This window comes from Pseudomonas sp. 382 (assembly GCF_002759075.1).
In the GTDB taxonomy this organism is placed as follows: domain Bacteria; phylum Pseudomonadota; class Gammaproteobacteria; order Pseudomonadales; family Pseudomonadaceae; genus Aquipseudomonas; species Aquipseudomonas vlassakiae.
The window spans coordinates 62,045-81,198 of record NZ_PEMX01000012.1 but is presented as its reverse complement, the minus strand read 5'-3'; the positions used below and the strand labels follow the sequence as shown (position 1 = coordinate 81,198).

16 protein-coding genes and 3 tRNA genes are annotated in these 19,154 nt (G+C 61.9%); 10 read left to right on the top strand and 9 right to left on the bottom strand.

The window, feature by feature from the left end:
• Nucleotides 1-14: 14 nt before the first annotated feature.
• The gene (locus tag CQW31_RS15740) at nucleotides 15-1,925 is read left to right on the top strand and encodes a potassium transporter Kup (RefSeq protein WP_099814862.1); all 1,911 of its coding nucleotides are present in this window, start codon (nucleotides 15-17) and stop codon (nucleotides 1,923-1,925) included.
• Nucleotides 1,926-2,038: 113 nt separating this feature from the next.
• On the opposite strand, the gene CQW31_RS15735 is transcribed toward CQW31_RS15740, so the two are convergent.
• The 5 genes from CQW31_RS15735 to CQW31_RS15715 all read right to left on the bottom strand — a co-directional run bounded on the left by CQW31_RS15735 (nucleotide 2,039) and on the right by CQW31_RS15715 (nucleotide 6,688).
• A complete protein-coding gene (locus CQW31_RS15735; RefSeq protein ID WP_099814861.1) occupies nucleotides 2,039-3,331 on the bottom strand; it encodes a virulence factor family protein in 1,293 nt (430 codons plus the stop codon).
• A complete protein-coding gene (gene mprF, locus CQW31_RS15730) occupies nucleotides 3,331-5,889 on the bottom strand; it encodes a bifunctional lysylphosphatidylglycerol flippase/synthetase MprF (protein ID WP_371858385.1) in 2,559 nt (852 codons plus the stop codon). The genes CQW31_RS15735 and mprF overlap by 1 nt, the downstream gene beginning before the upstream one ends.
• 332 nt (nucleotides 5,890-6,221) lie before the next feature.
• Nucleotides 6,222-6,298 (bottom strand) — tRNA-Met (locus tag CQW31_RS15725).
• 100 nt (nucleotides 6,299-6,398) lie between these two features.
• Nucleotides 6,399-6,475: transfer RNA gene (locus CQW31_RS15720), tRNA-Met, on the bottom strand.
• 136 nt (nucleotides 6,476-6,611) lie between these two features.
• Nucleotides 6,612-6,688, bottom strand: a tRNA-Met gene (locus CQW31_RS15715).
• A 208-nt stretch (nucleotides 6,689-6,896) separates the two neighbouring features.
• Here CQW31_RS15715 and dinB point away from each other — a divergent pair.
• Nucleotides 6,897-7,955: a DNA polymerase IV gene (gene dinB / locus CQW31_RS15710; RefSeq protein WP_177332326.1), complete on the top strand. Its 1,059-nt coding sequence runs from the start codon at nucleotides 6,897-6,899 to the stop codon at nucleotides 7,953-7,955.
• Between the two features lie 40 nt (nucleotides 7,956-7,995).
• Here the strand turns inward: dinB and CQW31_RS15705 are convergent, their stop codons facing one another.
• The 3 genes from CQW31_RS15705 to CQW31_RS15695 form a co-directional block, all read right to left on the bottom strand.
• Entirely contained in the window at nucleotides 7,996-8,946 is a 951-nt protein-coding gene (locus CQW31_RS15705; protein WP_054883411.1) for a hypothetical protein, read from the bottom strand.
• 20 nt (nucleotides 8,947-8,966) lie between these two features.
• The gene (locus CQW31_RS15700; RefSeq protein ID WP_054883410.1) at nucleotides 8,967-10,682 is read right to left on the bottom strand and encodes a proline--tRNA ligase; all 1,716 of its coding nucleotides are present in this window, start codon (nucleotides 10,680-10,682) and stop codon (nucleotides 8,967-8,969) included.
• A gap of 160 nt (nucleotides 10,683-10,842) precedes the next feature.
• A complete protein-coding gene (locus CQW31_RS15695; RefSeq protein ID WP_099814859.1) occupies nucleotides 10,843-12,126 on the bottom strand; it encodes an OprD family porin in 1,284 nt (427 codons plus the stop codon).
• A 741-nt stretch (nucleotides 12,127-12,867) separates the two neighbouring features.
• Between CQW31_RS15695 and CQW31_RS15690 the strand changes: the two genes are divergently transcribed.
• Together CQW31_RS15690 and CQW31_RS15685 are read left to right on the top strand one after the other, a co-directional pair.
• Entirely contained in the window at nucleotides 12,868-13,287 is a 420-nt protein-coding gene (locus CQW31_RS15690) for an HIT domain-containing protein (RefSeq protein ID WP_099814858.1), read from the top strand.
• A gap of 1 nt (nucleotide 13,288) precedes the next feature.
• A complete protein-coding gene (locus CQW31_RS15685; RefSeq protein ID WP_054883407.1) occupies nucleotides 13,289-13,495 on the top strand; it encodes a SlyX family protein in 207 nt (68 codons plus the stop codon).
• 39 nt (nucleotides 13,496-13,534) lie between these two features.
• Here CQW31_RS15685 and CQW31_RS31960 read toward each other — a convergent pair whose 3' ends face one another.
• The gene (locus tag CQW31_RS31960; protein ID WP_054883406.1) at nucleotides 13,535-14,128 is read right to left on the bottom strand and encodes a cold-shock protein; all 594 of its coding nucleotides are present in this window, start codon (nucleotides 14,126-14,128) and stop codon (nucleotides 13,535-13,537) included.
• A 277-nt stretch (nucleotides 14,129-14,405) separates the two neighbouring features.
• On the opposite strand from CQW31_RS31960, the gene CQW31_RS15675 reads away from it, so the two are divergent.
• The 6 genes from CQW31_RS15675 (at nucleotide 14,406) to ruvC (ending at nucleotide 19,088) form a co-directional block, all read left to right on the top strand.
• Nucleotides 14,406-14,879 carry a Dps family protein gene (locus CQW31_RS15675; protein WP_003254783.1) on the top strand — a complete coding sequence of 158 codons (474 nt, stop codon included), beginning with the start codon at nucleotides 14,406-14,408 and terminating at the stop codon, nucleotides 14,877-14,879.
• Between the two features lie 149 nt (nucleotides 14,880-15,028).
• Nucleotides 15,029-15,355, top strand: coding sequence for a ribbon-helix-helix domain-containing protein (locus tag CQW31_RS15670; RefSeq protein ID WP_054883405.1), 327 nt, complete (start codon nucleotides 15,029-15,031; stop codon nucleotides 15,353-15,355).
• Between the two features lie 92 nt (nucleotides 15,356-15,447).
• Entirely contained in the window at nucleotides 15,448-15,669 is a 222-nt protein-coding gene (locus CQW31_RS15665) for an FmdB family zinc ribbon protein (protein WP_043209521.1), read from the top strand.
• Between the two features lie 94 nt (nucleotides 15,670-15,763).
• Nucleotides 15,764-17,539, top strand: coding sequence for an aspartate--tRNA ligase (gene aspS, locus CQW31_RS15660; protein ID WP_054883404.1), 1,776 nt, complete (start codon nucleotides 15,764-15,766; stop codon nucleotides 17,537-17,539).
• 109 nt (nucleotides 17,540-17,648) lie between these two features.
• Nucleotides 17,649-18,395 carry a YebC/PmpR family DNA-binding transcriptional regulator gene (locus CQW31_RS15655; protein WP_054883403.1) on the top strand — a complete coding sequence of 249 codons (747 nt, stop codon included), beginning with the start codon at nucleotides 17,649-17,651 and terminating at the stop codon, nucleotides 18,393-18,395.
• A 168-nt stretch (nucleotides 18,396-18,563) separates the two neighbouring features.
• The gene (ruvC, locus tag CQW31_RS15650) at nucleotides 18,564-19,088 is read left to right on the top strand and encodes a crossover junction endodeoxyribonuclease RuvC (RefSeq protein WP_099814857.1); all 525 of its coding nucleotides are present in this window, start codon (nucleotides 18,564-18,566) and stop codon (nucleotides 19,086-19,088) included.
• The last annotated feature ends 66 nt before the right edge of the window (nucleotides 19,089-19,154 follow it).

The window sequence follows — 19,154 nt, the reverse complement described above, 5'->3', positions numbered from 1 at the left end:
TGCAGGAGTGTTCGATGGTTCAGGCAAGCAGTCACGCCGAAGGCGGGCACGCGGGGAAGCAAGGCGCGACACGGTCACTGGGGCTGCTGGTGGCAGCGGTCGGGGTGGTGTATGGCGATATCGGTACCAGCCCGTTGTATACCCTGAAAGAGGTCTTTACTGGCGGCTATGGGGTGCCGGTCAACCATGACGGTGTGCTGGGGATCCTCTCGCTGATCCTCTGGTCATTGCTGTGGGTGGTGTCGTTCAAGTACGTGATGTTCATCCTGCGCGCCGACAACCAGGGCGAGGGCGGTACCATGGCGCTCACCGCCCTGGCCCTGAGGGCAACGGCTGCATACCCGCGGTTGCGTTCGCTGATGCTCATCTGTGGGCTGATCGGCGCCTCGCTGTTCTACGGCGACAGCATGATCACCCCGGCCGTGTCGGTGCTGTCGGCGGTGGAGGGTATGGGCCTGGCGTTCGAAGGTATCGACCACTGGGTGGTGCCCATCTCGCTGGTGGTGCTGGTGGCGCTGTTCGTGGCGCAGAAGCATGGCACCGAGAAGATCGGCAAGTTGTTCGGCCCGATCATGGTCACCTGGTTTCTGGCGCTGGCCGTCCTGGGCGTGCATGGCATCAGCCAGAGCCCGGAAGTGCTCAAGGCGTTCAACCCGGTCTGGGCGGTCAATTTCTTCATCGTTCACCCCGGCATGGGGGTGGCCATACTCGGTGCGGTGGTGCTGGCACTGACCGGCGCCGAGGCGTTGTACGCCGACATGGGCCACTTTGGCCGCAAACCGATAGCCCGTGCCTGGTTTGCCCTGGTGCTGCCGGCGCTGGTAGTCAACTATTTTGGCCAGGGCGCGCTGCTGCTGCAGAACCCGGACGCGGCGCGCAACCCGTTCTACCTGCTGGCGCCGGGCTGGGCCCTGCTGCCGATGGTCGGGCTGGCGACAATGGCCACGGTGATTGCCTCGCAGGCGGTGATCTCGGGGGCCTTCTCGCTGACCCGTCAGGCCATCCAGCTTGGCTATATCCCGCGCATGCAGATCCAGCACACGTCCAGCGACGAGCAGGGGCAGATCTACATCGGCGCAGTTAACTGGACATTGATGGTCGGCGTGGTGCTGCTGGTGATCGGCTTCGAGTCGTCCGGCGCGCTGGCCGCGGCCTACGGTGTGGCCGTGACTGGGACCATGCTGATGACCACCATCCTGGTGGCCGCGGTGATGCTGCTGCTGTGGAAGTGGCCGCCGATGCTGGCGGTGCCGCTGGTGGTCTGTTTCCTGCTGGTCGATGGCTTGTACTTCGCCGCCAACGTACCGAAGATCGTTCAAGGCGGCGCCTTCCCGGTACTCGCAGGCCTGGTGCTGTACCTGCTGATGAGTACCTGGAAGCGCGGCAAGCAGATCCTGGTCGAGCGCATTGACGAGGGCGGGCTGCCATTGCCGGTGTTCATCAGCAGCATCCGCGTGCAGCCGCCGCATCGGGTCGAAGGCACGGCGGTGTTCCTGACGGCGCGGGCAGATGCGGTGCCTCATGCGCTGTTGCACAACATGCTGCATAACCAGGTGCTGCACAGCCAGGTGGTGCTGCTGACAGTGGTCAGTGAAGATCGCCCTCGGGTGCCGGAGCACGAGCGTTTCGAGGTCGAGGCCTACGGTGATGGCTTCTTCCGCGTCTTGCTGCACTTCGGCTTCATGGACGAGCCGGACGTGCCGGCGGCATTGAGGTTGTGTCACCTGGACGAACTGGATTTCAGCCCGATGCGCACCACCTACTTCCTCAGCCGGGAAACGGTGATTGCGTCGCGTCTGGAGGGGATGTCGCGCTGGCGGGGCAACCTGTTTGCGTTCCTGCTGAAGAATGCCAACGGTAACTTGCGCTTCTTCAACTTGCCGTTGAACCGGGTGATCGAGCTGGGTACCCAGGTCGAGATCTGAGTTATTGGGGCTGCTTTGCAGCCCTTCGCGGGCACGCCCGCTCCCACAGGGAAAGCGCAATCCTGTGGGAGCGGGCGTGCCCGCGAAGGGCCGCAAAGCGGCCCCAATCATTTTCAGTTCTGTGCAGCGACGCTGGACTTGCCCTGACGGGTCTCGATCTCGTCGATCAAGCGCTTGGCCAGCGCCGGGTAGTTCTCGTCGAAGTGGTGGCCGCCTGGCAGCTTCATGCGCTCGCCCACCGCAGTCTTGTCGGTGCAACCGCTTTCGTCGGTCTCTTCCACGCCGTACACGCACACCACCTTGGACGCCGGTAGTTTGGCCATTTCCGGCCCGGTAGGCGCTTCCTGACCCTCCTTGCCCAACCAGCCTTCGACTTCGATCTCGAAACTGCCGCTACGGGCGAACGCCAGCAGCACGACTGCGTCGATACGCTGCTGGTCTTCGGCCGGCAGGCGGTTGTAGATGGCCGGCAGCACGTCCGCACCGAACGAGTAACCGGTCAGCACGAAACGCTTGGTGCCCCACTTCTGGCGGTAGTGCTGCATCAGTTCCGACAGGTCGGCGGCGCTTTGCTCCGGGGTCTTGTGTTGCCAGTAGTAGCGCAAGGTGTCGATACCGACCACCGGGTAGCCCAGCTTGGCCATCTCGCCGGCGACGTCGCGGTCCAGGTCGCGCCAGCCGCCGTCACCGGACAGGAAGAGGGTGACGGTGTCGGTGGTTTGCCCGGCCGGGACTTCCACCACCGGGATGGCCAGGGCGTTGCCGTCGCGGCCAACCAGGGCCTGGGTCAGCTGGGCCTTGAGTACCTGCGGCAGGTGAATGTCATAGTCGCTGATGCTGGTTTCAGCGTTGGCCTGGTCGCGCACGAAGGCAGCACTGGCGTCGTCCGGGTTGTCGTTCCAGGCGACGTTCCAGTGGCCGTGGGCGGCCGACTTCGGCAGCTCGACCTTGCAGCCTGGCTGTTCCAGTGTGAAGTCGACCGAGATGGCCCGTGCCTTGTCGTCACTCTGGGTGGCCAGCCAGCGCCATGCCTGGGCCGCACCTGGGCCGATGCCGGCGACCAGGGTCGGTTTGTCTGACAGCTGGGTCAGCGCCTGGTCCATGGCCTGTTGCTGCCTGGTGCAGTCGTTCGGCGGCAGGATCACCTGAACCAGCTGCGCCTCGCCAGCCTGGCTCAGGTCCAGCAACTGCTTGTCGCTCAGGGCCTGGTCCTGGGGCACGCCGATGGCGACTCGGGCCTTGGCATGCACGCCCGGGGTGACGCGGATGATGCTGGTGTCATCCAGGGTCAGCTGCTCCAGCCGTGCCTCGGGGGCAGGGCGGGCCCACAGCCAAAAGCCCGCAGCGCCAGCCAGGGCGGCCAGCAACAGGGGAATCAGTACGTACAGCCAATAGCGTCGGATCATCAGCGTTTCACCAATCCAGTCAGGCCGCCGGCAATCAGGGCGGCAGTATCGGCCAGTGCTACCAGTGGGTCGAGCCCGGCTGGTACGGCCATGTAACGAGGTTCCCAGTCCGGCTGGAACTTGTCCTTGAAGCGCCGCAGGCCCTGGAAGTTGTAGAGCTGTTCGCCACGGCGGAACACCATCGAGCCCAGGCGCTGGGTCAAGGGTGCACCGCGGCGCGGCTGCAGGCCGGAAAGCGGGACCATGCCCAGGCTGAAGCGGCCGTAGTCATGGCTTTTGTAATGCAGGATCAAGCCGATCATCATGAATTCCATGGTCAGCTTCGGCGCCTCGGGGTGAGCGCGCATCAGGTCGAGGCTGGCCAATTCGTTGCTGTGGGTTTCCAGCAGGTTGGCGAAGGCCACCGGCCGGCCCTGGAAACGAATCAGGGCGATACGGAAGTGCTGTAGGTACTCGGGGCTGAAGCGCCCCAGCGAGAAGCCCTTCTCGCGAACGTTCTTGCCGCCGAGCCAGGCGTCGGAGATCTCCTTGAGTTCGGCCAGCGGTGCCTGGCCAGGTTCGTGGATCTCCAGGCTCAGGCCATCCCGGCCGCCCCGGTTCCAGGTGTAGCGCAGGTCTTTCATTTCCTTGCCTTTGGCTTCGAGGTCGAAGCGGCGCAGATCAACCCGCGCTTCCTCGCCCAGCTTCAGGGCAGTCAAGCCGATGTCCATGTAGAACGGCAGGTTTTCCGCGCGCACCTGGTAGAACACCGGGCGGGCGTGGTGCAGGTCGCACAGGTCCCGGAACTGCCAGATCATCTCGGCGCGTTCCTGGGCGGGGCCGATCGGGTCGTACAGCGCCACCAGGCTGCGACCGCGACGGGCATACATGAGGAAGGCAGTGTCGCTGGGGTGGAACAGCAAGGCCTTGTCGCCGGTCAATGCCAGGCCACCGTCGGGCTGGTCGGAGGCCAGCAGGATGCGGTTGGCGCGCTGTAGCTCGGCCTCGTCAGGCAAATGAATCACCGGACGAGCGGTGCGCAGCAGCCAGGTCAGGGCGACGATCACCAGCAGCACCGCACTGCCCAGGGCGGCACGCAGGCCACGTGGGGCGTCGGCGTCGAGGGTGAATTGCCACCACAGCTTGTGGGTATAGGGGACATCCTGGTAGGCAAACAGCAGCAGCCACACCGATGCACCGACCACACAGGCGCTGGCCACCAGGTACACCGGTGAGAACGGCAGTTCGAGCAGCCGGCTCGGTCGGTAGAACGAACGGCGGAAAACAGCCAGCAGTGCGGCGGTCAGGGTCAGCAGGCTGGCTTCTTCCCAGTCGAAGCCTTTGAGGATCGACAGCAGTGCGCCCACCAGCAGCAAAATGGTAGTCAGCAGCCAGGCGGCAGACAGGCGCCGGCGCAGGCCCTGGGCCAGCAGCAGGCACAACACGCCAATCAGGCTGGCGCCGAAGTGCGAGGCATCGATCAGCCGGTGGGGTACGAGGAAGCCCATGTGCTCCAGGCGTGTATCGATTTCCGGCGTGGCGCCGGAGAACAGCAGCACCACGCCCGACAGAAACACCAGAATCGCCAGGATCGGTGCGCCGAGACCCGATGCCGCCTTGATCGCTTGCTGGGCAAACAGCAGGCGGCGTGCTTCGTTGGCCAGCAGCAGGACACAGGCCAGCAGCAGTGGCAGCACCACGTAGATCAGTCGGTACAGGAGCAGGGCGGCAGCCAGAGGGGCAGCGCCAAGCTGGTCGGCGAAGGCGGCGAGCAGGATGGCTTCGAACACCCCGACGCCACCCGGTACATGGCTGAGCACGCCAGCCGCCAGGGCCAGCAGATAAACCAGCACGAAGGCACCGAAGGGCGGGGCTTGCGGCAGCAGCAAGTACAGCACTGTGGCGGCAGCAGCCACGTCCAGCGCGGTGATCAGCAATTGCAGGGCCGCCAGGCGGCCACCGGGCAGGCGCAGGGTGCGACGGCCCAACTGGACCAGCAGGTTATCAGCCAGCGGCTGTTCTGGCAGGCGGCGGCGATACAGCCCGATCACCAGCACGGCGGTGAGCGCCAGTACAGCGATGGCGATGCCGGCCAATACTGTCGAAGGCAAGCGCAGGGCGGTAGCCGCTGCCGGCAGGTTGCTCAAGGTGGCCAGTGCCGCCAGCGGTGGCAGCGCGCACCCCAGGGACAGGCTGGCGAACACAGTCATGCGTGCGACTTCGGCGGCGCCCAGGCCCTGACGTGCATACAGGCGGTAACGCACCGAGCCACCCGAAAGCATCGACAGGCCGATCGCGTTACCGATGGCGAAGGCGCTGAAACCACCCATTACCATGGATCGCGCAGGCAGCTTGACGGCCGCGTAACGGCTGGCCGACCACTCGTAGCCGAGCAGGATCACGAAACCTGCCACCGTGGCCAGCAGGGCGCCGATCAACGACTTTGCCGGTACGTCGAGCATGGCATCGTGCAGGGCGTAGATGTCCAGTTCGCTCAACAGATGCCGACAGGCGATCAGCGCCATGGCAAACAGTAGCAAGGTCACGCCCAGGCCAATCGGCTGGCGGTAACGGCTCATTCGCTCAAGCCAAGGCAGGCGCTGGGCAGCAGTCGGCAGTGCCGAAGCAAGCGGCACCTGGGGTTCGGGAGTGTGCGATGTCATGAAATGCCTCGAGCGTGGTGCGCGAGGAGGGGGTGTGCAGCGGCCAAGTGAAAGTCCCTTTGGTAAACGTATCCAGATATTACTCCGGGCAACGTTACTTTCAGTCGTCCGGCAGCGTTAAAGATAGTTCATCCTCAGGTCGACACCTCAAACGGGCGGGTTTGGGTGAACGCCAAGGATTTAACAGGCGACGAAATGCAACAAACCCCGCGCTGCTTTTACACAGGCGGGGTTTGTTCTGACGAATATGGTTGCGGGAGCCGGATTTGAACCGACGACCTTCGGGTTATGAGCCCGACGAGCTACCAGGCTGCTCCATCCCGCGTCAGAGGGGCGCATTTTATAGATCTGGACGCTTAAGTCAAGTGCCGATTTCTGAGGCAAAGAAAAAGGCCACTGCGTTAACAGTGGCCTTCTCTTGAATCTGGTTGCGGGAGCCGGATTTGAACCGACGACCTTCGGGTTATGAGCCCGACGAGCTACCAGGCTGCTCCATCCCGCGCCTGTGGGATCGAATTCTACAGCGTAAGCACTTGATGTCAAGCGCTACTTATTGATTTATCTTGATTTTTCCTTTGCCGAATAAATCGGGGCAAAAGAAAAAGGCCACTGCGTTAACAGTGGCCTTTTCTCGAATCTGGTTGCGGGAGCCGGATTTGAACCGACGACCTTCGGGTTATGAGCCCGACGAGCTACCAGGCTGCTCCATCCCGCGCCTGTGAGATCGAATTCTACGGGTTTCTTCGCCCGTGTCAAGCAAAATTATAGAAAACTCTTTTTCGTTCAACCTCTTAGCGTTTATGCCTGGCTGCGGGTCAGGCGCGACGGGCCTTGCAAGCCGATTATCGACGCAGACTGTTTCACCGCCAGCGGCATGCGCTACTATCTGTATGAATTTACAGTGGTGGCCGTCATCAATGTCTTTGCGCAAGATCATCCACATCGACTGCGATTGTTTTTACGCCGCCATCGAGATGCGTGACGACCCGCGCCTGGCCGGTCGCCCCATGGCCGTGGGGGGGGCTCCTGACCGTCGAGGGGTGATCGCCACCTGCAATTATGAAGCACGCGCCTATGGCGTGCGTTCAGCCATGTCGTCCCGCCATGCCCTGAAGCTTTGCCCGGACCTGGAAATCGTCAAGCCGCGCTTCGACGCTTACCGGGAAGCTTCGCGTGAGATTCACGCTATCTTCCGTGACTACACCGAGCTGATCGAGCCGTTGTCGCTGGATGAGGCATATCTGGATGTCAGCGACAGCCAGTGGTATGCCGGAAGCGCTACGCGAATCGCCGAGGACATTCGCCGGCGGGTTGCCCGCACCCTGCATATCACGGTATCTGCGGGGGTGGCGCCGAACAAGTTCCTGGCCAAGATCGCCAGCGATTGGCGAAAGCCCAACGGCATCTTCGTGATTACCCCGGAGCAGGTCGAGGCCTTTGTGGCTGCATTGCCGGTGGCCAAGTTGCATGGCGTGGGCAAAGTGACCGCCGACAAGTTGAACCGCCTGGGGATCGACACCTGTCTTGACTTGCGTGAATGGTCGCGGCTGGCGTTGGCGCGTGAATTCGGCAGTTTTGGCGAGCGGCTCTGGGGGTTGGCGCGAGGGATTGACGAGCGAGCGGTTCACAACGATAGCCGCCGGCAGTCGGTGAGTGTGGAAAATACCTATGACAACGACCTGCCAGACTTGGCCAGTTGCCTTGAACGGTTGCCAGAGCTGCTTGACAGCCTCGATCAGAGGATTGCCCGGATGGACAGCAGTTACCGCCCGGACAAGCCATTCGTCAAGGTCAAGTTCCATGACTTCAGCCAGACGACGATGGAGCAGGCAGGGGCGGGCAGGGACCTGGAAAGCTACCGTCAGCTGCTACGCCAGGCGTTCGCCCGGGGTGGCAAGCCGGTGCGTTTGCTGGGGGTGGGGGTGAGGCTGAGGGACTTGCGCGGGGCGCATGAACAGCTGGAGCTGTTTAACTCTGAGTAGTAGGGCCGCGTTTTGCGGCCCTTCGCGAGCACGCTCGGTGCTACAGGCCGGGATCAGCGACCAACCGGCCGGTGGCCTTGGTCAGTGCCGACAGGAATTCCTGTTGCAGCTCCGGATCGTTGCGTGTCAGCTCGATCAGGCTCTGCTCCATCTCGCTGGCTTCCTCTTCCAGGCCCAACTCGGACAAGCGCTTGACCCGGTGAACCCATTGGCCTACATCATCATCTTCGAGGTCATCGAAGATCAGCTCATGGGCCTCTCGCAGCTTGTTGCGCAAGGTGGCGCTGACCAGCAGGCTGGCATCGCCACGCACCGCGTTGTCCTCGTCGACCGCTTGCAGGTGCAAGGTGCCGACGTGGTTCAGGTGCTGTTCCGAGAACGGGCTGTCCAGCAGGTTCAGGCGCAAGACGCCGTTCCTGTCGGTAGTCAGTTCGTGGGTCATCTTGCCTGCCTTGACTTCAACCAGCCGCTCGCTCCAGGGCACGCTGGTGAACTCCTCGCGCTTGTCCTTCTGCACTTCGCTGATGCCCGCCAGGTTCTGCTGGGCACGGCCATTGGACGGCGTGTTCATGAACGGATTGAGGCCATCCACGCCATAGCTGAGCCAGTCGTGGGTGATGCTCTGCGGCAGGTTGCCAAGGGTGAACACGTTGACCACGTTAGCCCCTATACCGGCCACCACGGCTACCGCGCCCAGCGGGATCTCGTAGATCTCCCGCCACGGTTGGTATGGGGTGTAGCGGTCGTAGCGGCGGGTGACCTCGTATTCGGTGACCTCGAAACGCTTCTGCTCGTGGATGCGCACACGCCGTTGCGGAAGCTCCATCACCTTCGGCTCGCCGACATCGATCTGCAAGGTGTGTTCGAGCAGCTTGCGCTCGACACGCTCCTCATGATCGCTGCGCTGGGACATCTGGTTGGCGCAACCGCTGGCGAGCAAGGCGCCGCACAATGCGGCGCCCCCCAGGGTAAAGGTACTTCGCTTGGACATGATTACTCGTGCATTGGTTATCAGCGGCGAACGCGGGCCTGCAGGAAGGTCAGCACTTCATTGAGCGGCAGCTGTTGGGCCTCAGACTCGGTGCGGTGCTTGTACTCCAGGTTACCGTCGGCCAGGCCACGATCGCTGACGACGATGCGGTGTGGAATGCCGATCAGCTCCATGTCGGCGAACTTGATGCCGGGGCTGGTCTTCTTGTCGCGGTCGTCCAGCAGCACCTCGAAGCCGGCTGCAGTCAGTTCGGCGTACAGCTTGTCGGTTGCCTCGCGAACTACCTCGGTTTCGTAACGCAGGGGCACCAGGGCGATCTGGAACGGTGCCAGGGCGTCGTTCCAGATGATGCCTTTGTCGTCGTAGCTCTGCTCGATGGCGGCAGCGACCACGCGGGACACGCCAATGCCGTAGCAGCCCATGGACAGGGTCACCGGCTTGCCGTTTTCACCCAGCACCTGGCACTTGAGCGCCTCGCTGTACTTGGTGCCGAGCTGGAAGATATGGCCAACTTCGATGCCGCGCTTGATGACCAGGGTACCCTGGCCGTCCGGGCTTGGGTCACCTTCGACGACATTGCGCAGGTCGGCGACTTGTGGAACCGGCAGGTCACGCTCCCAGTTCACGCCGAAGTAGTGCTTGTCGTCGATGTTGGCGCCGATGGCAAAGTCGCTCATCAGGGCGACCGAGCGGTCGATGACGATTTCCAGCGGCAGGTTCAACGGGCCGAGCGAACCGGCGCCGGCACCGATGGCCTCGCGCAGTTCGGCGTCGGTGGCCATGACCAGCGGGTCGGCAACCTGTTCCAGCTTGGCGGCCTTGATTTCGTTGAGCTCGTGGTCGCCGCGGACGATCAGGGCGACCAGCTTGCCTTCTTCGGCGCCGCGCACGATCAGGGTCTTGACGGTTTTTTCGATCGGCAGGCCGTGGTTTTCAACCAGCTGGGCAATGGTCTTGGCATCCGGGGTATCGACCAGACGCAGCTCCTCGGTAGGAGCAGGACGCACGGTTTCACGCGGGATGGCTTCGGCCTTCTCGATGTTGGCGGCGTAATCGGAGCTGTCACTGAAGATCACGTCGTCCTCGCCCGACTCGGCCAGGACGTGGAATTCGTGGGAGTAGCTGCCACCAATGGAGCCGGTGTCGGCCTGCACCGGGCGGAAGTCCAGGCCCAGACGGGTGAAGACGTTGGTGTACGCCTGGTGCATGCGGTCGTAGGTTTCCTGCAGGGAAGCCTGGTCGGCATGGAAGGAGTAGGCATCCTTCATGATGAATTCGCGGCCGCGCATCAGGCCGAAGCGTGGGCGAATCTCGTCACGGAACTTGGTCTGGATCTGGTACATGTTGAGCGGCAGCTGTTTATAGCTGGACAGCTCGTTGCGGGCCAGGTCGGTAATCACTTCTTCGTGGGTCGGGCCGACGCAGAACTCGCGCTGATGACGGTCCTTCAGGCGCAGCAGCTCAGGACCGTACTGTTCCCAGCGGCCGGATTCCTGCCACAGTTCAGCAGGCTGGATGCTGGGCATCAACACTTCCAGGGCGCCGGCGGCGTTCATTTCCTCGCGCACAACGTTTTCGACCTTGCGCATCACCCGCAGGCCCATCGGCAGCCAGGTGTACAGGCCGGAAGCCAGTTTGCGAATCATGCCGGCACGCAGCATGAGCTGATGGCTGATGACCACTGCGTCGGCAGGGGTTTCTTTCTGGGTGGCGAGCAAATATTGACTGGTGCGCATGGTTAGCCGTGTCGATTGCCTAAGACGTTGAAATAGCCCCGCATTGTACGGGGGCGAAACGAAGGCGTACAGAATGCCCCAGGGCGTGGCAGTTGTCAGCCAAGAAAAAGCCCGGCAAGTGTGCCGGGCTTTTTCAGGTGCGGGGCACTGTAAGCCAGGCTTACAGGATGCTCAGCGGGTACTCGACGATCAGGCGCAGTTCGTCGATCGAGCTCGAACCGTAGTAGACGCCATCGCTGGAGCGGTAGGTGGCCTGACGAACGCGGAAGCTCAGGTCCTTGGCCGGGCCTTCCTGCAGGACGTACTTGACGTCTACGTCGCGTTCCCATTCCTTGCCGTTGCTGGTGCCGGCCACGTTGGCGTCGGTACCACGTACATAACGGGTCATGAAGGTCAGGCCCGGGATACCGAATTCGGCGAAGTTCAGGTCGTAGCGAGCCTGCCAGGATTTCTCGTCTTCGGCGTTGAAGTCGGAACGGGCAACGGAGTTGGCCAGGAAGATGGTGCCGCCGCCGTCTACACCGTAGCCGTAGTCACCGTCGCCGGAGACTTTCTGGTAAGCCAGGGTGAAGGTGTGGGCGCCGATGTTGTAGGCGCCGGACAGGCTGAATGCACGGTTGTCCAGTTTGCCGCCATCGAAGGCCTTGTATTTGGCCGAGCCATCACTCTTGGTGTCATAGATGTTGAAATCGAACACCAGGCCCTGCTTGTCGGAGATTGGCAGCGCCCAGTTCACGTTGGCGTAGTACTTGCGCCAATAGTCTTCGACCTTGGAGTAGTAAAGGCTGGTCGACAGATTGTCGGTGAAGGCGTAGGTGCCACCGACAACATCGGCCTTTGTCAGGTGCAGGCTGTCGTGGTTGGTCTCGGCCTGGGCGTCAAGTGCGGTGAAACGACCCGCGTTCAGGGTCAGGCCTTTGATTTCGTTGCTGGTGATCAGGGCGCCTTCGGCCATTTCCGGCAGCAGGCGGCTGTCGTCGGTGGCGAACACAGGCAGAGCGGTGAGCTGGTCACCTACTTTCAATACGGTGTTGGAGATGCGGAACTTGACTGCACCGCCGCCCTTGGAATAGTCGTCTTGCGCGCGGCCGTCGGAATCAAGCGGGAACAGGCCGGTGCCGGCGCGGCCTTTGCCGCTGTCGAGTTTCAAGCCGAGCATGCCAATGGCGTCAACGCCCACGCCGACAGTACCTTGGGTAAAGCCGGATTCATAAGTGCCGAGGAAGCCGAGGCCGGTTTCTTCAACGCGGCTCTGACGAGCGCCGGTATCAGGGTCACGCTCGTTGTTACGGAAGTCACGGCTGAAGTACAGCATGCGAGTCTTGACGTTCAGCTTGCTGTCTTCGAGGAAACCCTTGGACTCGTCCTGGGACGAGGCCACTGCCATCTGTGAGGTCCCTGCCGCAACGGCCAGGGCGATCATGCTCCACTTCATCACGCGCATCGTGATTTGCTCCTTTGGTTTTTAGGAAGAGTACCGCTGCGTCCAAGTCTTTTAGTTATATGGAACAGCTCTTTCTTGTTATGTCGGCGGAAATGTATAGCACGCTGACTGTTCTTGGCGATATGGCAAAATTTATCCTTGCGGGAACTTTATGGTCATGTCGCTTTCAGGTATTTCCATGTCGCAAATCACGCCCCGATTAACCGGGTCGTACAACGCCAGCGCTGTCCCATCGCCGTAAGAATTCTGTAACTACAGATTCTGGCTGGGAAACTCCCTGGTGTGCCCAATCTCGCTGTTGTTATTTGTCGCGTCACCTGGTCAATGCAGGTGTCGTGCCGACTTGGCGTGGAGAGAATGCAACAAGCATGCTCAAAATTAACAACGGTTCATGAAATTTTCACAGAACCGGCCGCCAAAGGTCGGAAAGTGCCGCAATTACTGGGCGGGAGTTGTCTGATGGTGTGCCGGTCTCATTCGGCAGGTTGAAGGAAAAACCTGCCATAAAAGTCAATGTGTTACCGTCGACTGTTGATCCTGAGTGGTTGATGTGGGTAGAAGCGTAGTGCCGCACACTTGGGCGGCCTCATTTTGGTGCGAAAAGTAGCGCTGTGTTACCGCAGTTGTGCAAGTCGTGAGTATTCATGGGCTTAAAGCGTGCATTCATGCGTTTGTCAGCATGCTCGGGCGGGGCGAAGCAGAGTATCCTTGGCGCATCGGATTATTATTTGGAGATTGATCGTGTTTGATATGGATTCGCGTTTGCAGCAGGATTCCCTGGTGCTGGGTGACTTTCCGCTGTGCCGCCTGCTGCTGAGTAAAGATGCCAATTACCCGTGGTTCATACTGGTGCCCAGGCGTGAGGGTGTGAGCGAGTTGTTCGACCTCAGCCAGGAAGACCAGGCGCAGCTGTGGAAAGAAACCACCTACCTGGCCGAAACGCTCAAGCACGCGTTCGCCGCCGACAAGATGAACGTGGCCACCTTGGGTAACGTGGTCAGCCAGATGCACATGCATGTGATCGTGCGCCGTCATGGCGATCCAGCCTGGCCTGCGCCGGTCTGGGGCAAGGTCCCGGCCGTTGGCTATGCACCGGAGCAGGTGGACGCCATTCGTCAGCGTCTGCGTGCGCTCCTGACCCATGATTATCAGGAGGTCTGACATGTCGGCGGAGTTGCGCATCATCGAGCTGGAAACCCGTCAGGCGTTCCAGGACGACACGATCCAGGCGCTGAATGATGTGGTGGTCGAGCAGGGGCGGGTCATCGAGCGTCTGCAACTGCAGATGGCCGAACTGATCAAGCGGTATGAAGAGATGGTCGGGCAGATTGGCAGCGAAGGGGAAGAGGCGCCGCCACCTCACTATTGATGAGTGGCCGCCCTGGGCTTGCCCCAGGGCGGTGCGGGCTCAGCGGCGGTTCACCGCGACCACGTCTTCGGCCTGCAGGCCTTTGTCGCGATGCATCACCGAGAACTCCACGCGCTGGCCTTCGACCAGGATGCGGTGACCCTCGCCGCGGATCGCGCGGAAGTGCACGAAGATGTCGTCGCCCGTGTCGCGGGAAATGAACCCGAAGCCTTTGGAAGTGTTGAACCACTTAACGGTGCCGGTATCACGCTTGCCGGCTTCCAGTGGCGCACCTTGGCTGGCGCGTGCTTTCTTGCTGCTGCGGGCGAAGCCGGCCACCAGGTGCATGGCGACAGCCAGCGCGGCGCAGACCAGCGCCGCCAGGTTGCCCATTTCCGGGCGTGCCAGCAGGGTCAGGGTCTGCAGGACCACGGCCACCACCAGCAGGGCGCAGGCCAGGTATTGCAGCTGTTGCCGCGCACCGCGGTAATACAGTGGCACCACCGGGGCCAGCAGCAGGTTGAGCAGGCCCAGCAGGGTCAGATAGACCGCGTCGGGTTGCTGCAGGAAGGGTATTGCGTCGGGTTTGAGGCTGGGTATGAGCGATAGCAGCAAAGCCGCAACGCCCGTCACCAGATGGACGATCTTGAACATGGGTTGGCTCACAGTTGATAAGGCCGATCACAGGAAGAGCTGGCGGCACGGTGCGCATGAGGTGTAAAGCGCGAACACGTGGAGGCCAGCCTATGCACCCGGCAATGACAGTCCGCACGGGTGGCACCGTGCCTATTTAACAGCAAAGGCGGGGGCTTCTCAAACCGCAGCCGGCAAGCACCGATGGTTTGCCCTGTGTCATGGGCGCCTTGCGCCAGGCATTGATACAGTGTGTAGTACCTGCTTGATCATCAAGCCTTATGGAAAGGGGAACTTCATGGCAATCGATATCGGTATCAGTGAAGAAGATCGCAAGTCCATCGTCGATGGGCTTTCCCGCCTGTTGTCGGATACCTATGTGCTCTATCTGAAAACCCATAACTTCCACTGGAACGTCACCGGCCCATCGTTCCGCACCCTGCACCTGATGTTCGAAGAGCAGTACAACGAACTGGCGCTGGCGGTCGACTCGATCGCCGAGCGGATCCGTGCACTGGGCTTCCCGGCGCCAGGTTCGTACGCCTTCTACGCACGGCACTCCTCGATCAAGGAGGAGGAAGGTGTGCCGCCTGCCGATGAAATGATCCGTCAGCTGGTGCAGGGGCAAGAGGCCGTGGTGCGCACTGCACGCAGCATCTTCCCGGTGGTGGACAAAGTCAGCGATGAACCCACTGCTGATCTGCTGACCCAGCGCATGCAGGTGCATGAAAAGACCGCCTGGATGCTGCGGGTGCTGCTCGACGGTAAATAAACGGCTAATCGTGTAGGACCTGTCAGAAAGCCCGGCTGAATCCATTCCAGTCGGGCTTTTTCGCTTGTGCGGGAAGGTTTTGCCGCTGCTTTGCGCGCCTCGCTCTGCGCTTCATTGAGCCCCAGTTGATGAACTGAGGAGGTGGTGCGATGCAAGCAGTCAAGCGTGCGGTGAAGTTGGGGCATTGGCCTGGCAAGCAGTGCATCGACCCGTTCAAGGCCGATTTCGACATGTTGCAGACGCAGCCGGTATCGCGCTCGGTGCGGTTGAACGGTTTTTCCACGTGCCTGCGCCTGGAGACGGTGTATTGGGGTATCCTCGAGCAGATCGCCGCGGCGAACCAGTGCTCGGTCAGCGCCGTGCTGTCTTATGTCGACCGTGAAGTGCACCTGCGTCAGGGTGGGGTGCGTAACTTCAGCGGGCTGATCCGGGTGATTTGTGTCGCCTGGTTGCGTGATCCGCCGAGTGCACGCTGATCGCCCGGCGGGCTGCGCAGTGTCGGTTAACCATATATAATCCCGCTTTTTGCTGCCCCGGCAGCCAGCGTTGTGGTTGACGAGAGACGTTCATGCCCCTTTATGACTATCAATGTGCTTCCTGCGATCACCGGATGGAGGTGCTGCAGAAGATCAGCGCCGCGCCGCTGACCGACTGCCCGGCCTGTCAGGCGCCGGCATTGAAGAAACTGCTGTCGGTCCCTGGCTTCCGCCTGAGTGGCAACGGCTGGTACGAAACCGACTTCAAGACCGGGGCAAAAAAGAACCTGGCAGGCGGCGACAAGGCCGACTGAGTTGAATTGCAGTAGCCGGGTCCTGCAGTATTAGCCCTCCGGGCGGCCAAGGCCTCCAACGAATACACGAATCACGAGAAGCGAAACCACCATCATGATGCGCAGCCATTATTGCGGCCAACTGAACGAGAGCCTGGACGGCCAGGAAGTCACCCTTTGCGGCTGGGTCCATCGTCGCCGGGACCACGGCGGGGTGATCTTCCTCGACATCCGTGACCGCGAAGGCATGGCCCAGGTCGTGTTCGACCCGGATCGCGCCGAAACCTTCGCCGCCGCCGACCGCGTGCGCAGCGAGTACGTCGTGCAGATCACCGGCAAGGTGCGCAAGCGCCCGGAAGGCGCAGTGAACGCCAACATGGCGTCCGGTGCCATCGAGATCCTCGGCTACCAGCTGAACGTGCTCAACGAAGCGGAAACGCCGCCGTTCCCGCTGAACGAATACTCCGACGTCGGCGAGGAAACCCGCCTGCGCTACCGCTTCATCGACCTGCGTCGCCCGGAAATGGCCGACAAGCTGCGCCTGCGTTCGCGCATCACCAGCAGCATCCGTCGGTTCCTCGATGAAAACGGCTTCCTCGACGTCGAAACCCCGATCCTCACCCGTGCCACTCCGGAAGGCGCCCGTGACTACCTGGTGCCGAGCCGCACCCATGCAGGCAGCTTCTTTGCCTTGCCGCAGTCGCCTCAGCTGTTCAAGCAGCTGCTGATGGTTGCCGGTTTCGACCGCTACTACCAGATCGCCAAGTGCTTCCGCGACGAAGACCTGCGTGCTGACCGCCAGCCGGAATTCACCCAGATCGACATCGAGACCAGCTTCCTCGATGAAGCCGAGATCATGGGCCTCACCGAGAGCATGATCCGCAAGCTGTTCAAGGAAGTGCTGGATCTGGAGTTCGGCGAGTTCCCGCACATGACCTTCGAAGAGGCCATGCGCCGCTACGGTTCCGACAAGCCTGACCTGCGTATCCCGCTGGAACTGGTCGACGTCGCCGACCAGCTGAAGGATGTCGAGTTCAAGGTCTTCGCCGGCCCGGCCAACGATCCGAAGTGCCGCGTCACCGCACTGCGCCTGCCAGGCGGCGCCAGCATGCCGCGCAGCAAGATCGACGAGTACACCAAGTTCGTCGGCATCTACGGTGCCAAGGGTCTGGCCTACATCAAGGTCAACGAGCGCGCCAAGGGCGTCGAAGGCCTGCAGTCGCCGATCGTCAAGAACATCCCTGAGGCCAACCTCAACAACATCCTCGACCGCGTTGGTGCCGTCGACGGTGACATCGTGTTCTTCGGTGCCGACAAGTTCAAGGTCGTCAGCGAAGCCCTGGGCGCGCTGCGTATCCGTCTGGGTCACGACTTCGAGCTGCTGACCTGCGAGTGGGCGCCGATGTGGGTCGTCGACTTCCCGATGTTCGAAGAGAACGAAGACGGTAGTTTCACCGCGCTGCACCACCCGTTCACCGCGCCGAAGTGCACCCCGGAAGAACTCGAGGCCAACCCGGCCACCGCGCTGTCCCGTGCCTACGACATGGTGCTGAACGGTACCGAGCTCGGTGGCGGTTCGATCCGTATCCACCGCAAGGAGATGCAGCAAGCGGTGTTCCGCCTGCTGGGCATCGATGCTGCGGAACAGGAAGAGAAGTTCGGCTTCCTGCTCGACGCCCTGAAATTCGGTGCGCCACCTCACGGCGGCCTGGCCTTTGGCCTGGACCGTCTGGTCATGCTGATGACCGGCGCCCAGTCGATCCGTGAAGTGATCGCCTTCCCGAAAACCCAGAGCGCCGCGTGCGTCATGACCCAGGCGCCTGGCATGGTCGACGCCAAGGCCCTGCGCGAGCTGCACATCCGTCTGCGCGAGCAGACCAAGGTCGAGTAATCGGCCCCGGGCGCATCCCGGCGGGTGCGCCCCGGCGCTTCGGCGCAGTATTCCCACGTTCCGCCCTTCGGGGCGGAACCTGTTTCTGTTTCAAGGATTCGGAGTCGTTATGGCTGGTCATTCCAAGTGGGCGAACATCAAGCACCGCAAAGAGCGCCAGGATGCCAAGAGAGGCAAGATCTTCACCAAGTGGATCCGTGAGCTGACCGTCGCGGCCAAGCAGGGTGGTGCCGACCCAGGCTCCAACCCGCGCCTGCGCCTGGCGTTGGACAAGGCTCTGGGCGCCAACATGAGCCGCGACATCATCGATCGCGCCGTGGCCCGTGGTGCTGGCACCAACGAAAGCGACAACGTCGAAGAGCTCAGTTACGAAGGCTACGGCCCGGGTGGCGTGGCGATCATGGTCGAGGCCATGACCGACAACCGCAACCGGACTGCTGCCGCCGTGCGCCATGCCTTCACCAAGTGTGGCGGCAACCTCGGCACCGACGGCTCGGTCGCCTACCTGTTCGAGCGCAAGGGCCAGATCAGCTTCGCTGCGGGCATCGACGAAGATGCCCTGATGGAGGCCGCAATGGAGGCCGATGCCGACGACGTGGTGGCCCACGACGACGGATCGTTCGACGTTTTCACCTCGTTCAACAACTTCTATGCCGTGCGTAACGCGCTGGAAGAGGCGGGCTTCAAGGCCGCCGACGCGGAAATCGTCATGCAGCCGACCACCAGCGCGGAACTGGACCAGGAGGGCGCCGAGAAAGTGCTCAAGCTGATCGACATGCTCGAAGACCTGGATGACGTGCAGAACGTCTACTCCAATGCGCAGATCTCCGACGAGATCATGGAAAAACTCGGCTAAGGTGTTCTGGCTGTTCTATTCAGGCATGTAAGCTTTTCGTTGCTTGCACCGGCCCTTTCGCGGGTAAACCCGCTCCCACAGGTACTGCACATACCTGTGGGAGCGGGTTTACCCGGGAAAGGGCCGTTACAGTTTGCATTGATGCATCAATTGTTATCGACGGGCCCTATGACTCTGATTCTTGGTATCGACCCCGGCTCGCGCATCACCGGCTACGGTGTGGTCCGCCAGACCGCCCGTGGTTGCGAGTACGTGGCGTCGGGCTGCATTCGCACCGGCAGCGGCGAGTTGCCTGAGCGGTTGCAGATTGTCTTTCGCGGTGTCAGCGAGATCATCGCCCAGCACGGCCCGGTGGCCATGGGCATCGAGCGGGTATTCATGGCACGCAACGCCGATTCGGCGCTCAAGCTGGGCCAGGCTCGCGGCGCGGCCATCGTTGCTGCCATCGAGGCCGGGCTGGAGATCGCCGAATACAGCGCCAGCCAGGTCAAGCAGGCCGTCGCTGGCAGCGGTGGGGCCAATAAAGAACAGGTGATGTTGATGGTCATGCATCTGCTCAAGCTGACCCAAAAGCCACAGATCGATGCTTCGGATGCCTTGGCCATCGCGATGTGCCATGCCCATACCCGCTCCAGCCTGGTGCCCCACGGCCTGGCCACGGCGCGGCGGCGAGGCGGGCGCTTGCGTCTGTAAGCGCTTCATGCGCTGATACACATTTTGTCCGGGTGAACCATTCTCCCGGTGCATTTGCTGATAGGG